Source organism: Aeromicrobium sp. (genome assembly GCF_050700635.1).
In the GTDB taxonomy this organism is placed as follows: Bacteria; Actinomycetota; Actinomycetes; order Propionibacteriales; family Nocardioidaceae; genus Aeromicrobium.
This window is the reverse complement of sequence record NZ_JBOHDT010000130.1, coordinates 1-13,941: the sequence shown is the minus strand read 5'-3', so window position 1 is coordinate 13,941 and position 13,941 is coordinate 1. Positions and strand designations below refer to the sequence as shown.

At 68.8% G+C, this 13,941-nt stretch carries 16 protein-coding genes; 7 read left to right on the top strand and 9 right to left on the bottom strand.

Features of this window, described 5'->3' with window-relative positions:
• The 4 genes from ACRDPN_RS10390 to ACRDPN_RS10375 form a co-directional block, all read right to left on the bottom strand.
• On the bottom strand, positions 1 to 595 hold a 595-nt coding region (locus tag ACRDPN_RS10390), incomplete at its 3' end, for an NAD(P)H-dependent flavin oxidoreductase (RefSeq protein WP_431447378.1).
• Positions 592 to 1,353: a CoA-transferase subunit beta gene (locus ACRDPN_RS10385; RefSeq protein WP_431447377.1), complete on the bottom strand. Its 762-nt coding sequence runs from the start codon at positions 1,351 to 1,353 to the stop codon at positions 592 to 594. The genes ACRDPN_RS10390 and ACRDPN_RS10385, both read right to left, overlap by 4 nt.
• On the bottom strand, positions 1,346 to 2,221 hold the full coding sequence (locus ACRDPN_RS10380; RefSeq protein WP_431447376.1) for a CoA transferase subunit A: 876 nt from the start codon (positions 2,219 to 2,221) through the stop codon (positions 1,346 to 1,348). Before ACRDPN_RS10380 ends, ACRDPN_RS10385 begins: the two co-directional genes overlap by 8 nt.
• Positions 2,218 to 2,994: an enoyl-CoA hydratase family protein gene (locus ACRDPN_RS10375; protein WP_431447375.1), complete on the bottom strand. Its 777-nt coding sequence runs from the start codon at positions 2,992 to 2,994 to the stop codon at positions 2,218 to 2,220. Before ACRDPN_RS10375 ends, ACRDPN_RS10380 begins: the two co-directional genes overlap by 4 nt.
• Positions 2,995 to 3,031: 37 nt before the next feature.
• Here ACRDPN_RS10375 and ACRDPN_RS10370 point away from each other — a divergent pair, with 37 nt between their 5' ends.
• Complete coding sequence (locus ACRDPN_RS10370) at positions 3,032 to 3,799, top strand: SDR family oxidoreductase (protein ID WP_431447374.1); 768 nt, start codon at positions 3,032 to 3,034, stop codon at positions 3,797 to 3,799.
• Positions 3,796 to 4,683 (top strand): SDR family oxidoreductase, encoded by an 888-nt coding sequence (locus ACRDPN_RS10365; protein WP_431447373.1) that lies wholly within the window; start codon positions 3,796 to 3,798, stop codon positions 4,681 to 4,683. The genes ACRDPN_RS10370 and ACRDPN_RS10365 overlap by 4 nt, the downstream gene beginning before the upstream one ends.
• On the opposite strand, the gene ACRDPN_RS10360 is transcribed toward ACRDPN_RS10365, so the two are convergent.
• Positions 4,671 to 5,456, bottom strand: a complete 786-nt coding sequence (locus tag ACRDPN_RS10360) for an SDR family oxidoreductase (protein ID WP_431447372.1) — start codon at positions 5,454 to 5,456, stop codon at positions 4,671 to 4,673. The genes ACRDPN_RS10365 and ACRDPN_RS10360 overlap by 13 nt on opposite strands.
• A 118-nt stretch (positions 5,457 to 5,574) precedes the next feature.
• Between ACRDPN_RS10360 and ACRDPN_RS10355 the strand changes: the two genes are divergently transcribed.
• The 5 genes from ACRDPN_RS10355 to ACRDPN_RS10335 all read left to right on the top strand — a co-directional run bounded on the left by ACRDPN_RS10355 (position 5,575) and on the right by ACRDPN_RS10335 (position 9,553).
• Positions 5,575 to 5,967, top strand: coding sequence for a hypothetical protein (locus tag ACRDPN_RS10355; RefSeq protein WP_431447371.1), 393 nt, complete (start codon positions 5,575 to 5,577; stop codon positions 5,965 to 5,967).
• A 133-nt stretch (positions 5,968 to 6,100) separates the two neighbouring features.
• Complete coding sequence (locus ACRDPN_RS10350) at positions 6,101 to 7,171, top strand: DUF1214 domain-containing protein (RefSeq protein WP_431447370.1); 1,071 nt, start codon at positions 6,101 to 6,103, stop codon at positions 7,169 to 7,171.
• The gene (locus tag ACRDPN_RS10345; protein ID WP_431447369.1) at positions 7,168 to 8,313 is read left to right on the top strand and encodes a sulfotransferase family protein; all 1,146 of its coding nucleotides are present in this window, start codon (positions 7,168 to 7,170) and stop codon (positions 8,311 to 8,313) included. The genes ACRDPN_RS10350 and ACRDPN_RS10345 overlap by 4 nt, the downstream gene beginning before the upstream one ends.
• Entirely contained in the window at positions 8,310 to 9,086 is a 777-nt protein-coding gene (locus tag ACRDPN_RS10340; RefSeq protein WP_431447368.1) for an SDR family oxidoreductase, read from the top strand. Before ACRDPN_RS10345 ends, ACRDPN_RS10340 begins: the two co-directional genes overlap by 4 nt.
• A gap of 32 nt (positions 9,087 to 9,118) precedes the next feature.
• A complete protein-coding gene (locus tag ACRDPN_RS10335; protein ID WP_431447367.1) occupies positions 9,119 to 9,553 on the top strand; it encodes an SRPBCC domain-containing protein in 435 nt (144 codons plus the stop codon).
• A gap of 3 nt (positions 9,554 to 9,556) precedes the next feature.
• Here ACRDPN_RS10335 and ACRDPN_RS10330 read toward each other — a convergent pair whose 3' ends face one another.
• The 4 genes from ACRDPN_RS10330 to ACRDPN_RS10315 all read right to left on the bottom strand — a co-directional run.
• Complete coding sequence (locus ACRDPN_RS10330) at positions 9,557 to 9,745, bottom strand: hypothetical protein (protein WP_431447366.1); 189 nt, start codon at positions 9,743 to 9,745, stop codon at positions 9,557 to 9,559.
• 87 nt (positions 9,746 to 9,832) lie between these two features.
• Positions 9,833 to 11,401: a succinic semialdehyde dehydrogenase gene (locus tag ACRDPN_RS10325; RefSeq protein ID WP_431447365.1), complete on the bottom strand. Its 1,569-nt coding sequence runs from the start codon at positions 11,399 to 11,401 to the stop codon at positions 9,833 to 9,835.
• Positions 11,398 to 13,014 (bottom strand): GMC family oxidoreductase, encoded by a 1,617-nt coding sequence (locus tag ACRDPN_RS10320; RefSeq protein ID WP_431447364.1) that lies wholly within the window; start codon positions 13,012 to 13,014, stop codon positions 11,398 to 11,400. The genes ACRDPN_RS10325 and ACRDPN_RS10320 overlap by 4 nt, the downstream gene beginning before the upstream one ends.
• Before the next feature lie 13 nt (positions 13,015 to 13,027).
• On the bottom strand, positions 13,028 to 13,941 hold a 914-nt coding region (locus ACRDPN_RS10315), incomplete at its 5' end, for an acetyl-CoA C-acyltransferase (protein ID WP_431447363.1).

The following is a 13,941-nucleotide window of genomic DNA, read 5'->3' as shown; positions in this document are numbered from 1 at the left end:
ACCGCGTGCCCATGCCGACGCCGGCTGCGCCGTAGGCCAGGGCGGCAGCCAGCCCGCGTCCGTCGAAGAAGCCACCCGCGGCGATGACCGGGATGTCCACGGCGTCGAGGACCGTCGGGAGCAGCAGTGTGGTCGGGACGGAGCCGGTGTGGCCGCCACCCTCGCCACCTTGGATCATCACCGCGTCGGCGCCCCACGACGCGACCTTCACCGCATGCTTGGCCAGGCCGACGCTGGGGATGACGACGATGTCGTGCTCCTTGAGGCGCGCGATCAGCTCCGGCTTGGGCGCGAGCGCGAACGAGGCCACCTTCACGCCGTGCTCGATGACAAGGTCGCACCGGGCCGGGGCATCGGCGGCATCGGCGCGCAGGTTCACCCCAAAAGGAGCATCGGTTCGCTCCTTGACGTCGACGATGGCCCGCTCCATCTCGGGCAGGGTCATCGTGGCCGACGCGAGGATGCCCAGACCGCCGGCGTTGGCGGTGCCACTGACCAGGCTGGGTCCGGAGACCCAGCCCATGCCGGTCTGCACAATCGGGTGACGGACCCCGGTCAGCTCGGTGAGCGGCGTCGGCAGCAGCTGGTCGATCATCGGGCCGGTACCTCCCGCTCGCGCAGGTTCGACGGGTCGAGCAGCTCCCTGATCAGGACCAGCTCTCCGGCCGTCGGCTCGCGGGTCTCGGGGACGTCGCCGTCCGCGTGGATCTCGCAGCCGCTGGCCGCGCGGACGTCCTCGACTAACACACCAGGGTGGACCGAGACGAAGCGCAGGGAGTGGTCGGGCCCGCCGAAGTCGAAGACGCCGAGGTCCGTGACCAGCCGGTGCACGTCGTGGAACCGCGTCGCCGCCGGGCCGGCGGCCTCCGCCCTCGCGTGGCCGACGCCGGAGACGACGTCGACCTGCTCCACCACCACTCGCTCGGAGTGCTTCGGCACCCAGTAGGACGTCCTGTTGTTGACGGTGTTGCCCGGGGCGCCGCGCACGCCGAGCAGCTGACGCTTCGGCCGGTCCCACGGACCGATGGCGGAGATGTTCTGGTTGCCGTGCCGGTCGATCTGGGTGGCGCCCATCATCACGTGCCGCTTGCCGTACGTGATCACGGATTCCAGCACGAGCCGGAACGGCATCCAGCCCTCAGTGACGTCGGCGGTCTGGCCGAGGGGAGGGGTGCCCTTGAGGATCCTGGCCTCGCCGTCGGTCAGCATCAGCTGGGGGTTCGACGTGCTCTTGGCCAGCCGCGCGCCCAGCGTCGGGAGCAGGCCCATCGGGCTGCCCATGATCTCGCCGTCGTCGGCGAAGCAGTCCGCGATCGCGACGGCGCAGTACTCGGCCCGGGTCACGTCAGTCATCGGAGCCCTCCTTGTGGAACGCGGCCACCGCGGCCTGGTAGGCGTCCTCGTCGCCGGAGAGGAACCGCTCGGCGAATGCGGCCCAGTCCTCGGGTGACTTCGCGGCGGTGGCGTAGGCCTTTTGGAACGCCTCGTCCCGTTCGTACGTCGGGGTGCAGGTGGTGAAGTGAGCGCCGTTCGGGGTCTCGACCACGCCCGCGACCATCGTGCGGTTGATCAGCAAGCTCTGCAGCGGTGCGTCGACGGTGAGGCCTGCGGTGTCGATGATCTGCTCGGTTGAGACGTAGGCCTCGCGCGCCGCCATGCAGAACAGGTCGTCGAAGTAGGGGTCGGGGCCGAGGTACTGGGCATTGCCCTGGGTGTCCGCGCGGTTCATGTGCACGAGCGCCACGTCGAGCGTGAGGGCTGGGACGGCGACCAGCTCCTCGCCGTCGTCGTACGGCGACCGGACGCTGCGCAGGTCCGGGTCGTTCTCGAGGACGGCGGACCCGAGCCCGGCGCGCGTCGGCAGGAACGGGACTCGCTGGGCTGCGGCCCGCAGGCCGGTCTGGAACATGCCCTCGTCCCACTCGCGGAACTGCGCAGTGCCCTCCTGGCGGGCCCGGCCGAATTGCGGCTCGAGCGGGATGGAGTCGAGCGTGGCGAACGCAAACGTCACCCGGCTGGCCGTGCTGGCCGCGAGCAGCAGCCCGACGTCCGGGCCGGCGTACGAGACCACGTGCAGATCGGTGAGGTCGCTGCGCAGGATCGCCCGGACCAGAGCCATCGGCTTGCGTCGCGACCCCCACCCGCCGATGCCGACGGTCATCCCGCTCTCGATACGAGCGACCACCTCGTCGATCGTCAGTTCTTTGGACGGCGCCCTCATCGGCCGCTCCGGGCCTGTTTGGTCTGGGCCTTGTCGGTACCAGCGAAGTCATCTCGGAGCTCGTCGCTCACGCCCATCAGGTTGAGCTCCATGGTGAAGCCCTGCTCGAAGCGGTAGCTCCGGTTGACGTCGATCGGGTCGATGCCGTTGAGCGCCTCCTTGGCCGCGCGGGTGACCCTTCCGTCCTTCTCCGCGATCTCGGCAGCCAGACCCAGTGCGAGCTCGTCGAGCTGGTCGCGCGGGACGACGTCGAACACCGAGCCGTGCTGGACCAGGTCGGCGGCCGGGATCGTCCGGGCGGTGAAGAAGAGGGTGCGCATCAGGTGCTGGGGCACCAGCCGCGCCAGGTGCGTGGCCGCGCCGAGCGCGCCCTGGTTGACCTCGGGGACGCCGAAATAGGCGTCGTCGCTGGCGACCACGATGTCCGAATTGCCGGCAAGGCCGACGCCGCCGCCGAGGCAGAAGCCATGCACGGCGGCGATCACTGGGACGGCGCACTCGTAGACGGCTTTGAACGCGGCGTAGCAGCCCTTGTTCGCACCGATGAGGGCGTCGAAACCCGTGGTGTTCTGCATCTCCTTGATGTCCACGCCCGCGTTGAACCCCTTGCCCTCGGCCCGGAGCACGACCACCTTCGTGGCCGCGTCGGCGCCGGCCGCATCCAGGGTGTCGGCCAGGTCGAACCACCCCTGGACAGTGAGCGCGTTGACCGGCGGGTGATCCATCGTGACGACGCGGATGCCGTCGTCGCGGAGCTCGGAAGTGACGCTCATGGCTACCTACCTAACGTTTGCTTGGTAGCATATCAGCATGACTCTGGCCGTGGACCTGTCCGGACGCGTCGCCCTGGTGACCGGCGGCTCCCGTGGGATCGGGCGCGGGATCGCATCCGTGCTGGTCGAGGCGGGGGCCACGGTCGTCACCTGCGGCCGTTCCGAGGCGTCAGAACCGGTGGCGGGCACGGAACCGCGCGTCTGCGACGTGCGGGACGCCTACGCCGTTGAGGCGCTCGTCGCGGGGATCGTCGCCACTCACGGCCGTCTCGACGTGGTGGTGAACAACGCGGGCGGGGCGCCGTACGCACTCGCCGCAGACTCGAGCCCGCGGCTCGACGACAAGATCCTGGGCCTCAACCTTTCCGCGGTGCTGGCCGTCTCGAAGGCAGCCAACGCCGTCATGCAGGGCCAGCCCGACGGCGGTGCCGTCGTGAACATCTCGTCGGTGTCCGCGGCGCGACCGTCGCCGGGCACCGCGTCGTACGGTGCCGCGAAGGCCGGCGTCGACTCCCTGACCCGGACGCTGGCCGTCGAGTGGGCACCCCGGGTGCGGGTCAACAGCGTCGACATCGGCCTGTGCCGCACCGAGCAGACCGCCGACCACTACGGCGACGACGCCACCGTGGCCGCGATCGAGGCCACGATCCCGCTCGGGCGCATGGCCGAGCCGGAGGAGATCGGCCGCGCGGTCGCCTTCCTGGCCTCGGACCTCGCGTCGTACGTCTCCGGGGCCACCCTCGCCTGCCACGGCGGCGGCGAGCCTCCCGTCTTCCTGCACGTCGTCAAGAAGGAGCAGCAGTGAGCATTCTCGAGGGCCGGATCGCGATCGTGACCGGGGCGGGCCGCGGCATCGGGCGAGCGCACGCGCTCGAGCTGGCCCGACAGGGCGCGAAGGTCGTGGTCAACGACTTCGGCGTCTCCCTGGCCGGCGAGTCGGACGCCGAGTCGCCGGCCAACTCGGTCGTGTCCGAGATCGAGGCGCTCGGCGGAGAGGCGGTGGCCAACGGCGCCGACGTCGCCGACTTCGCCCAGGCGGAGGCGATGGTCCAACAGGCGATCGCCTCCTTCGGTGGCCTCGACATCTTGGTCAACAACGCCGGCTTCGTCCGCGACCGGATGCTGGTGAACACCGCCGTAGACGAGTGGGACGCGGTGATCCGGGTGCACCTCAAGGGACACTTCGCGCCGCTACGGCACGCCGGCGCCTACTGGCGGAACGAGTCGAAGGAAGGCCGCCCACGCGGTGCCCGCGTGATCAACACGTCCTCCGGGGCGGGCCTCCAGGGCTCGATCGGACAGACGACGTATTCCGCCGCGAAGGCGGGCATCGCCGGCATGACCCTCGTCGCCGCCGCGGAGCTCGGCCGATACGGCGCCACCGTCAACGCCATCGCCCCAGTCGCCAAGACCCGGATGACCGAGGGCGCGTTCGACACCTCCGCGATGCCGGACCCCGCGGACAATTCGCCCGTAGTTGCCTGGCTGGCCTCGGTCGAGTCCAGTGACGTCACCGGCCGGGTGATCGAGATCGAGGGCGGTCAGATCTGCCTGGAACAGGGCTGGACGCACGGCCCGACGCGCGATGCCGGCCGACGCTGGGAGGCCGACGAGGTCGGATCCGCCCTGCGCGACCTGATCGCGGAGGGCGCTGCCCCGGAGCCGGTCTACGGAAGTCAGACGGTGTAGCCACCGTCGACGTCGAGCTTCTGGCCGGTGACGAATCCGGCCCTGTCCGAGGCCAGGAAGCAGACCGCTTCGGCGATGTCCACAGCAACGCCAAACCGGCGCAATGGGATGTTCGAGCGGGTAATTGAGAGCGCGTCCTCGTCGAGCTCGCCTGATTCGATCAGTCGCGCAGCCATCCCGTCGGTGAGCATCCCCGGCCCCACGGCGTTGACCCGCACCCCGAAGCGCCCTTCCTCGGCCGCGAGTGCGCGCACGAGTGCCTCCACGGCGCCCTTCGGCCCTGCGGAGAGTCCGTCCCGCACCGGGTACCGCGAGGTTGCGGCCGTGGTCACGGCGACGATCGAGCCCTGGACACTCCGAAGCAACGGCAGAGCCGGCTGCGCGATGTTGAAGAAGCCCACTGCGTCCTGGGAGAGCTGCTCGGCGAACTTCGCGGGTGAGACGTTCGAGAGATGCACCATCGGGACGTGCGGCCCGGCCGCGTACGCCAGGGTGTGCAGCCCGCCGTAAGCATCCGCGACGGCCGCCAGTACCGACGCGCAGTCGTCGGACGAGGTCACGTCGAGCGGGTGCACGGAGGACCGCACACCCCACTCGGCAGCCGCGTCGGCGACGGCATGCCCCGCTTTCTCGTTGCTCCGGTAGGTCACCGCGACGTCACAGCCGCGGGACGCCAGCATGCGCGCAATCGCCGCACCGAGGCCACCACTGCCGCCGACCACGAGGGCCGCGCCGGTTGCGTCTGAGAACTCTGTCGAGAGGTCCTGAGTCATGAGGCGCCGACTCTACCGAGTTGCCGGTGGTGCATGGACTTTGCACGCGAGTGGCGGGATGATGTGCGCAGGCGACATCTCGGCAATTGCTGCCGTGCATGTGTCGCAAGGAGTCGTGATGATCGAACGTCTCAAGAAGCCCGGTGGCAACCTCGGCACGCTCAGCCTGATCAGCACCTTCGTCCTCGGACTGATCGGCACCGCCGGTGTGGTGTCGATGCTGGTGAGCCTGGCCAACGGGTCGGACTTCTGGTCCGACGCCCGGAACGACAAGCTCATTGGGTTGGTATTCTTCGCCCTCGTCCTGCTCGGCGCGGTCGGTTTCGTCGTTATGGACCGGTCGCCGTGGCTGGGCGCCACGCTGGCCGTCATCGGTGGTCTCGCGTTGGCGACCGTCGTGTTCTGGATGATCTTCACGACCGTCATTGGGCTCGGCATCGCAGCTGTCGCCGTGATCCGAGCGCGCGCGTTGCACGGTGGAGCCGCACCGGCACCACCCGCGACAGCCTGAGCGGCCGACACCGACGGCGGTTCTCGACCGAACATGGTCGTGCCTCCGCCTGATCCAAACGTTGTCCTCGACACCCGCCTCTGGTAGAACGTGTTCTAGATTTGCGGAGGCGTGATGGGTGACGGGCGATGCCATGAGTGAGGGGTCGGTGATCTCCGGGCAGGCGTGGACGGAGTTCTGCCGCGCGCTGGAGAAGGCCGGCGAGGTCGTGCTGCGCGACAGCGCGCCGAACACACCGCTCGACCGCGCCGAGGGCTACCGATACCTGACCCGCCTGGCCAGGGAGATGCTGTACTCGACCGTCGAGAACGCCGATCCCGACTTCCCCCGCCTGCACGAGTTGGACCGCGTCAAGCTCGGGGCCGACAATCCCGACAACGTGTACCTGTCGGCGAACATCCGGGGCGACCGCACCTACCGGATCACCGGCACGCGCGGCACCATCGCCTACTTCAGCATCGGGTCCAAGGCCAACCGCTACGCCAAGGACGGCACCATGGCCTCCACCGGCGAGCTCGCAGGCCGCGACCTCGTCGTGGACGCCAACGGCACTGTCGAGATCATCGCCAGCGCCACCGAGCACGAGAAGAACTGGCTGCCACTCGCGCCGGACTCCACCGGCCTCGTGGTGCGCCAGACCTACCTCGACCGCACGACCGAGACCCCCGGGACCTGGTACATCGAGCGGGTCGGCGACCCCGTCGAGCGACGGGAGCTGGACCCGGAGTTCCTGGACAAGGCGCTGCAGCGGGCGGCGCTTGCGGTGCACGGCACGGCGGCGACCTTCGCGGACTGGACCGAGATGTTCATGAGCCGCCCCAACGAGCTGGCCGATTTTGGGCAGGACATGTTCCAGCGCGCCGGCGGCGACCCGGAGATCTTCTACCTGCACGGGTACTGGACGCTCGAACCCGGGCAGGCGTGGGTGATCGAGACGGACCTTCCCGACTGTCCGTACTGGAACTTCCAGCTCGACAACTGGTGGATGGAGTCGCTCGACCGCGAGCGTCGGATCACCGTCAACAAGCACACCGCAAACCTCGACGACGGCCGCCTCACGATCGTCGCCGCCGAGCGGGATCCCGGCTGGGGCAACTGGATCGACACCTGTGGCCACCGCAGCGGCACCGCCCTGCTGCGCTGGCTCGGCGCCGAGAAACACCCGATACCGGACTGCCGCGTGATCGACCTGGACGCGCCATGACCATCACCGCGCGCGCCCTGCACCTCGACGGGCTACTCGCCGCCGCCCGCGACAAGACCGGGCTAAGCAACTTCGGCGACGAGTGGTTCGTCGAGCCGTTGCAAGTCCTCACGGCCGCGCTCGCCGACGAGGCCCGGCTGTCCGAGCTGGGGCTGGCCCTGACCCAGCAGCGGCTCACCGCGTTGCTCGCCGACCGGTTGCGGCTGCGCCAGCTGCAGTCGGAGAACCCGGCGATCACCGAGGAGGAGGTGACCGTCGCCGCCGAGATCTGCGGGCTGCCACGCACCGGATCCACGCTGCTTCACCGGCTCCTGGCCTCATCGCAACACGTCACGACGACGCTGTCGTGGGAGACCTCGTACCCGCTGCCGTTCCCCGGCGAGGGGCCGGACGCCGAGCAGCGCAAGCAACGCGCGAAGGACCGGTTCGCGATGTTCCTGGAGATGTCTCCGGACTTCGGCGACATCCACACGATCGAGTGGGACGGGCCGGAGGAGGACGTCATTCTACTCGACCGCACGTTCACCTCGATGAGCTTCGACTCGTTCTACTGGGTCCCGACGTACGGCACCTGGCTCCGAGCCTTCGACGAGGCCCCCGCCTACCGCGAGCTGCGGGAGTGGTTGCAGGTGCTGCAGTGGCAGGACCCGTCGCGGAAGGGCCGGCCGTGGGTGCTGAAGTCGCCGCACCACCTCACGGCCGTCGACACGGTGCTTGACACCTTCCCCGGCTGCAAGATCGTCATGACGCACAGGTCTCCCGCGCAGGCCGTGCCGTCATACGCCTCGATGGTCAGCGCGATCAGCGGGCAGTACAGCGACGACATCGACCCGGTCGCCATCGGGCGCTACTGGCGCGACCGGTTCGTGACGACGCTGCGCGAGTTCGCCGACGTGCGGGCCCGGCGGCCGGACCGGTTCGTGGACGTGCGGTTCCAGGACATGCTGGCTGATCCGGTGGCCGAGGCGGCGCGGGTCACGTCCGAGCTGGGTCTGCCGGCCGACCGGGACGCGTTCGAGGCGTACATGTCCCGAAACCGGGCTGAGAAGCACGGCTCGCACACGTACACCGCAGAGGACTTCGGGTTGTCCGAGGCGGAGCTGGAGCAGGACTTCGCGTTCTATGAGAAGGAGTTGCCATGATCCTCGACGGTGAAGTGGTCGTCGTGTCTGGCGTCGGGGCGGGGCTCGGCGCGAAGCTGGCCGCCCGTGCGGCGGCCGAGGGCGCGAAGGTCGTGATGGCGGCCCGGTCGAGCGAGGTCACGAACCAGGTGGCCAAGGAGATCGCGGCGGCCGGTGGCGAGGCGATCGCGGTGCCGTGCGACGTCAGGAAACCGGAGGACGTCGAACGCGTCGCGGCGACGGCGGTGGAGCGGTTCGGCACGATCACCGGCCTGGTCAACTCGGCGTACTCGCACCCGGGTTTCACCGATCTCCTCGACACCCCGGACAAGCAGCTGCGCCGGTCGATGGACATCATCCTGTTCGGGGCGCTGGAGATGACTCGCGCCGTGGTGCCCCACATGACGGGCGGTGGCTCCATCGTCAACGTCGGCACCATGTCCACCCGCAAGCCTCAACGCGGTGAGGCCGGCTACGCGGTGGCGAAAGCCGCCATGGGTACCGCGACCCAGTATCTGGCGTTGGAGCTCGGCGAAAAGGGGATCCGGGTCAACCAGGCGATTCTGGGCTGGCTGGACGGCCCGGGCGTTCAGTTCTTCCTGAAGATGACCGCCGACGAGCGTGGAGTGTCCGAGCAGGACGTGTACGACGACATCGCGTCACGCAACCCCCTGAACCGGATCCCACCGGACGAGGCCTGTGCCGGAGCCATCTTGTACCTGTTGTCCAGCCTCGCCTCCGAGGTGACTGGCGCGACGATCGACGTCAACGGTGGGGAGTACATGCCGGCATGACGCACCCCAGCACTACCCACATCGTGAGTTCGGTGACGGTGGAGATCGCGGCGTCGGCCGCCTTCGTCTGGGACGTGCTGGTCGACTACCCGAGGTATCCGCAGTGGAACCCGTACACGATCGCCGTCGAGACGAACCTGGAGATCGGCGACCGGATCGACCTCACCCTCCCGAACCCCGACGGGTCGGACGGCACGATGCTCAACCGTGAGTACATCCGGGTCGTCGACCCGCCGCACCACCTGCGTTACGACACTGGCGAGGAGTACCCGGGCCTGCTCGGGGTTCGCGACCAGTACGTCACCAAGCTCGGATCCGACCGCTGCAGCTACCGCACGACAGACACCCTCAGTGGCGAGCTCGCCGACCTGGTCATGGAGATGAACGGCGACTGGATCAAGGCCGGCTTCGACTCAGTGGCCACGGCGCTGAAGGCCCGGGCAGAACAGCTGCTGGCGACGCGCTGACCTCTAGGTCATGACGACGAGTGGTTCAGCGCGGCCGCTTCGAAAGTGAGCCACATGGGTCGTGTCCGTGTGGTCCTGCAGGAAGCAGTAGGTGGACGCTGGCTTGCCCGGGAGGAAGAGCCGTTGCAGGTCGTCGGCCGGCACACAGGCGACCTTGGCGACGTACTGCCGGGCCTGCTCGGCTGTCCACACGCTCCGATGCTCGCCAAGGATGAAGTCGAGAATGCGTACAAGGCTTGAAGTCCAGAGCAACAGACGTCGAAACCTTGGACATCACGCCTAGCGGAGCCGGAGCTTCCGCATCAGCTTCAGGGAGAGTCGGGTCTGCCTTGCGTATGCGTCGTACGTCTGGGTGCCCTGCGGCTCCATGACCTGCTTCTTCAGCACCGCGATGTTCTGTGCGTCGGTGTACTTCAACAACCCCTGGTCGCCGTGGCGAGCGCCGACGCCCGACTGCTTCAGCCCGCCCGAGGGGGTGCCCTTCGAGGCGAACGCCGTGGCGAGGATGTCGTTGATGTTCACGTTGCCCGAGTCGATCCGCCGCGCCACCGACTGTGCGCGCTCCAGGTCCGTGGTCCAGACGCTGGCGTTGAGGCCGTAGCTGGTGTCGTTGGCGAACGCGATCGCCTCGTCCTCGGAACCAAAGCGGTACAGACCCACGACGGGGCCGAAGGTCTCGGTCGAGCCGGCGAGCATCTCCTGGGTGACACCTTCGAGGATGGTCGGCTCGTAGAACGCCGGCCCGAGGTCCGGCCTCGCCTGCCCGCCCGTCAGCACGGTGGCGCCCTTCGCCCGGGCGTCCTCGACGTGGGCGGCCACGCGGTCGCGGTGGTCAACCGAGACCAAGGAGCCGAGGTCGGGCCCGAAGTCATAGCTGGCGCCGATGTTCAAGGCTTCCGTCGCTCCGACGAACTTGTCCCGGAACTCGTCGTAGATCGAGTCGTGGACGTACATCCGCTCGATGTGCATGCAGATCTGGCCGGAGTTCCCGAACCCGCCGAACAGGGCGGCGTGGACGGCCTCGTCCACGTCGGCGTCCTCGAGAACTAGCATCGGGTTCTTCCCGCCGAGCTCCAGGCAGCAGCCGATGAGGTTCTTGCCGGCCAGCTCGCCGATGATCCGGCCGGTGGCGGTCGAGCCGGTGAACATGACGTAGTCGGCGTTCGCCAGCATCGGCTCCCCGACGTCCGGCCCCTCCCCGCAGACGACCTGCACCAGGCCGGGCGGCATTCCCGCCTTCTCCAGCAGCCGCACGCCGAGCAGGGGGGAGAGGGCGGTCTTGTTGTCGGGCTTGAGCACGACACCGTTGCCGGCGATCAGCGCCGGGATGGTGTCGGAGATGCCGGTCGCGAACGGGAAGTTCCACGGAGCGATGATGGCGACGACGCCCTTCGGGCGGCGCACCTCGGTCGAGTGCGAGAGGAACGGCACGGGGCCGGCGTGCTTGCGGTCTTTGAGCAGGGACGGCGCGCGCTTGAGGTAGTGGCTGGTGCCCATCGGCACGTCGCACGACTCCTCGAAAGCCATCCGCCGGTTCTTGCCGCTCTCGGCCTGGATGACGTCGATGATGAGGAGCTGGTTCTTGATCACGAGCGCGTGGAACTTCTTGAGCACCCTGAGCCGCTTCTTCAGCGGCCAGGAGGCCCACACCTGCTGGGCCGCGCGTGCGTCGGCAAACGCTTGCCCGATGTCGGTCTCGGAGGACTGCGGCAGCTCGACCAGCAGGTCTCCGGTGTAGACCTCGGTCAGCTTCCAGGTGTTGCCGGTGGTCCCGGGGACGCGTTGGACCAGGCCCTCGAGGAGCTCCGCGGTCAGGCTTGTCGGTCGTCGTACGGCATTCACAGTCATCCCAGCACCAGCTCCGCGGCCTTGTCCCCGATCATGATGGACGGGGCATTCGTGTTGCCGCCGATGATCGACGGCATGATCGACGCGTCGGCGACCCTGAGGCGGTCGACGCCGTGCACCCGCAGGTCGGGTCCCACGACGGCTCGTTCGTCCGCGCCCATCCGGCAGGTGCCGACGCCGTGGTAGACGGTGGTGGCCCGGTCGAGGAGCTCGGACTTCATGGCGCCTGCGTCGATGGCCGCGCCGGGGTGCAGCTCGGACGTGACGTTGCCGCCGAAGGCCGCCGACCTCATGACCTCCCGGATGATCTCGACACCTTCGAGCAGCACCTGACCGTCCGCAGGGTCGGCAAGGTAGTTCATGTTGATCAGTGGGGCATCCGTAGGTTCCGACGATGCAAGTCGGATCGTGCCGCGGCTGCGCGGATAGATCAGCGTGGACATCACCGTCAGCGCCGGCCGGCGGTCCACCTTGTGCCGGACCGGCGCGTCCTGGTTCGGCGATGGGTATGCCCAGGGGAGCACGTGGATCTGCAGGTCGGGAACATCGGTGGCCTGGGACGTGCGGAGGAACGCCACGGTCTCGAAGACCGAGTTCTCCAGGAACGTGCCACCGCGGGTGAGCTCCCGGGCGAGTCCGCGGGCGAAGTACGTCGGGATGCCCCTGTGCACGGCGTTCGGCATCAGATAGGTGGTCGGCACGAACAGGTGGTCCTGCAGGTTATCGCCCACAGGGAGGTCGGCCACGACCGGGATGCCGTGCTCGGCGAGGTGGGCGGCGGGTCCGACACCGGAGAGCATCAGCAGCTGGGGGGAACCGAACACCCCGGCGGCCAGGATGACCTCCTTACCGGCCCGGACCGTGCGTTGCCTTCCGTGCTTGTCGGTCACCTCGACGCCGGTCGCCCGGCCGTTCTCGATCACCACTCGATTGGCCTGGACCTCGGGCTGGACGTCGAGGGCTGGCCCGGCGCCGGTGAGGTATCCGCGTGAAGCGGAGTACCGGGTGCCCTGGTGGGCGCTCTGCTGGAAGGTGCTCACGCCCTCCTGCTCGGCGGCGTTGTAGTCCTTGAGGATCTTGACGCCCAGGGTGTCCGCGGCTGCCTGCTGGAACTGCAGCGATGCCTCGGTCGGCTGTGTGTGCCGGGTGACCTTGATCGGGCCGCCGGCACCCCGGTAGTCGTCGGCGCCGTCCTCGAAGTCCTCGACGCGTCGGTAGGCGTCGTTCACCGCGTCGGCGTCCCAACCGGAGTTTCCCTCGGCGGCCCAGAAGTCGTAGTTCGCCCGATTGCCGCGCACCCAGAGCAGCCCGTTGATCGCGCTCGAGCCGCCCACCACCTTGCCGCGGGTCTGTGGCACCACCCTGTTGTTCATGTGGCGTTGCGGGGTCGTGGAGTAGCCCCAGTCGACGCGCTTCTTGATCTGGGGAACCGAGTGCATCGGCCCGATCATGCCCGGCTTGGTGACGAGGAAGGAGCCGTCCTTCTTGCCCGCCTCGAGCAGGATCACCGACGCCCCGGACGCCGCGAGACGCGACGCGACCGCGGACCCAGCGCTGCCGGCGCCGACGACGACGTAGTCGGCCTCGTCGCGCACGGCGCTCTTCTCGGTCATGACGGTCCTCTGGTCAGATGCGTTCAATGATGGTGCCTGATGCCTGCGCACCACCGGCGCACATCGAGATAAGAGCCGTGCTCGCGTCCCGGCGCTCGAGCTCGTGCAGGGCGGTCGTCAGCAGTCGGGTACCGGTCGAGCCGACGGGGTGCCCGAGCGCGATCGCGCCGCCGTTCACGTTGATCTTCTCCTCGGGGACGGCGTGCACCTTCGCCCAGGACATCACCACGCCCGCGAACGCCTCGTTCACCTCGCAGAGGTCGATGTCGGCGATGGACATCCCGGTGTCCGCGAGGAGCTTCTCGGTCGCCTGGACCGGCCCGTCGAGGTGGTAGTACGGATCCGCGCCGACCAGACAGGAGGCGACGATCCGGGCCCGGGGTATGAGGCCCAGGGTGGCAGCCAGGTCGGAGTCCATGAGCAGCAGCGCCGACGCGCCGTCGGAGATCTGGGAGGAGGTGCCGGCCGTGTGCGTGCCGCCGTCGAGCACCGGTTTGAGCTCAGCGAGCCGCTCCAGCGAGGTGTCCCGGATTCCCTGGTCGGAGTCGACGACCTGGGTGTCGCCGGTGGGCTGGCCGTCCTCGTCGAGAACCGGTGCCTTGATGGCGAAGATCTCGCGGGCGAAGCGGCCCTCGTCGCGCGCCGTTCGGGCCTTCTCCTGGGACCACAGGCCGAACGCGTCCACCTCGGCTCGGGAGAACCCGCGGTCACGCACGATGCGGTCGGCACCCTCGAACTGGCTCGGCAGGTCGATGGACCAGTCGTCGGGCCGGGGCGAACCGGTGCCGGGCGGGACGTTCGCGCCGAGCTGGAGGCGGGACATCGACTCGATGCCGCAGGCGATGCCGGCCTTGATCTGACCGGCGCCGATCATGGCGTGGACGAGATGGGTGGCCTGTTGTGCCGACGAGCACTGCGCGTCGATCA

Excerpts from the sequence above, each read along its gene's own strand:
- ACRDPN_RS10325 (WP_431447365.1), bottom strand. The coding sequence starts at position 11,401 with ATGACTGTGAATGCCGTACGACGACCGACAAGCCTGACCGCGGAGCTC.
- ACRDPN_RS10350 (WP_431447370.1), top strand. The coding sequence starts at position 6,101 with ATGAGTGAGGGGTCGGTGATCTCCGGGCAGGCGTGGACGGAGTTCTGC.
- ACRDPN_RS10370 (WP_431447374.1), top strand. The coding sequence starts at position 3,032 with ATGACTCTGGCCGTGGACCTGTCCGGACGCGTCGCCCTGGTGACCGGC.
- ACRDPN_RS10380 (WP_431447376.1), bottom strand. The coding sequence starts at position 2,221 with ATGAGGGCGCCGTCCAAAGAACTGACGATCGACGAGGTGGTCGCTCGT.
- ACRDPN_RS10385 (WP_431447377.1), bottom strand. The coding sequence starts at position 1,353 with ATGACTGACGTGACCCGGGCCGAGTACTGCGCCGTCGCGATCGCGGAC.
- ACRDPN_RS10360 (WP_431447372.1), bottom strand. The coding sequence starts at position 5,456 with ATGACTCAGGACCTCTCGACAGAGTTCTCAGACGCAACCGGCGCGGCC.
- ACRDPN_RS10340 (WP_431447368.1), top strand. The coding sequence starts at position 8,310 with ATGATCCTCGACGGTGAAGTGGTCGTCGTGTCTGGCGTCGGGGCGGGG.
- ACRDPN_RS10375 (WP_431447375.1), bottom strand. The coding sequence starts at position 2,994 with ATGAGCGTCACTTCCGAGCTCCGCGACGACGGCATCCGCGTCGTCACG.
- ACRDPN_RS10320 (WP_431447364.1), bottom strand. The coding sequence starts at position 13,014 with ATGACCGAGAAGAGCGCCGTGCGCGACGAGGCCGACTACGTCGTCGTC.
- ACRDPN_RS10345 (WP_431447369.1), top strand. The coding sequence starts at position 7,168 with ATGACCATCACCGCGCGCGCCCTGCACCTCGACGGGCTACTCGCCGCC.
- ACRDPN_RS10355 (WP_431447371.1), top strand. The coding sequence starts at position 5,575 with ATGATCGAACGTCTCAAGAAGCCCGGTGGCAACCTCGGCACGCTCAGC.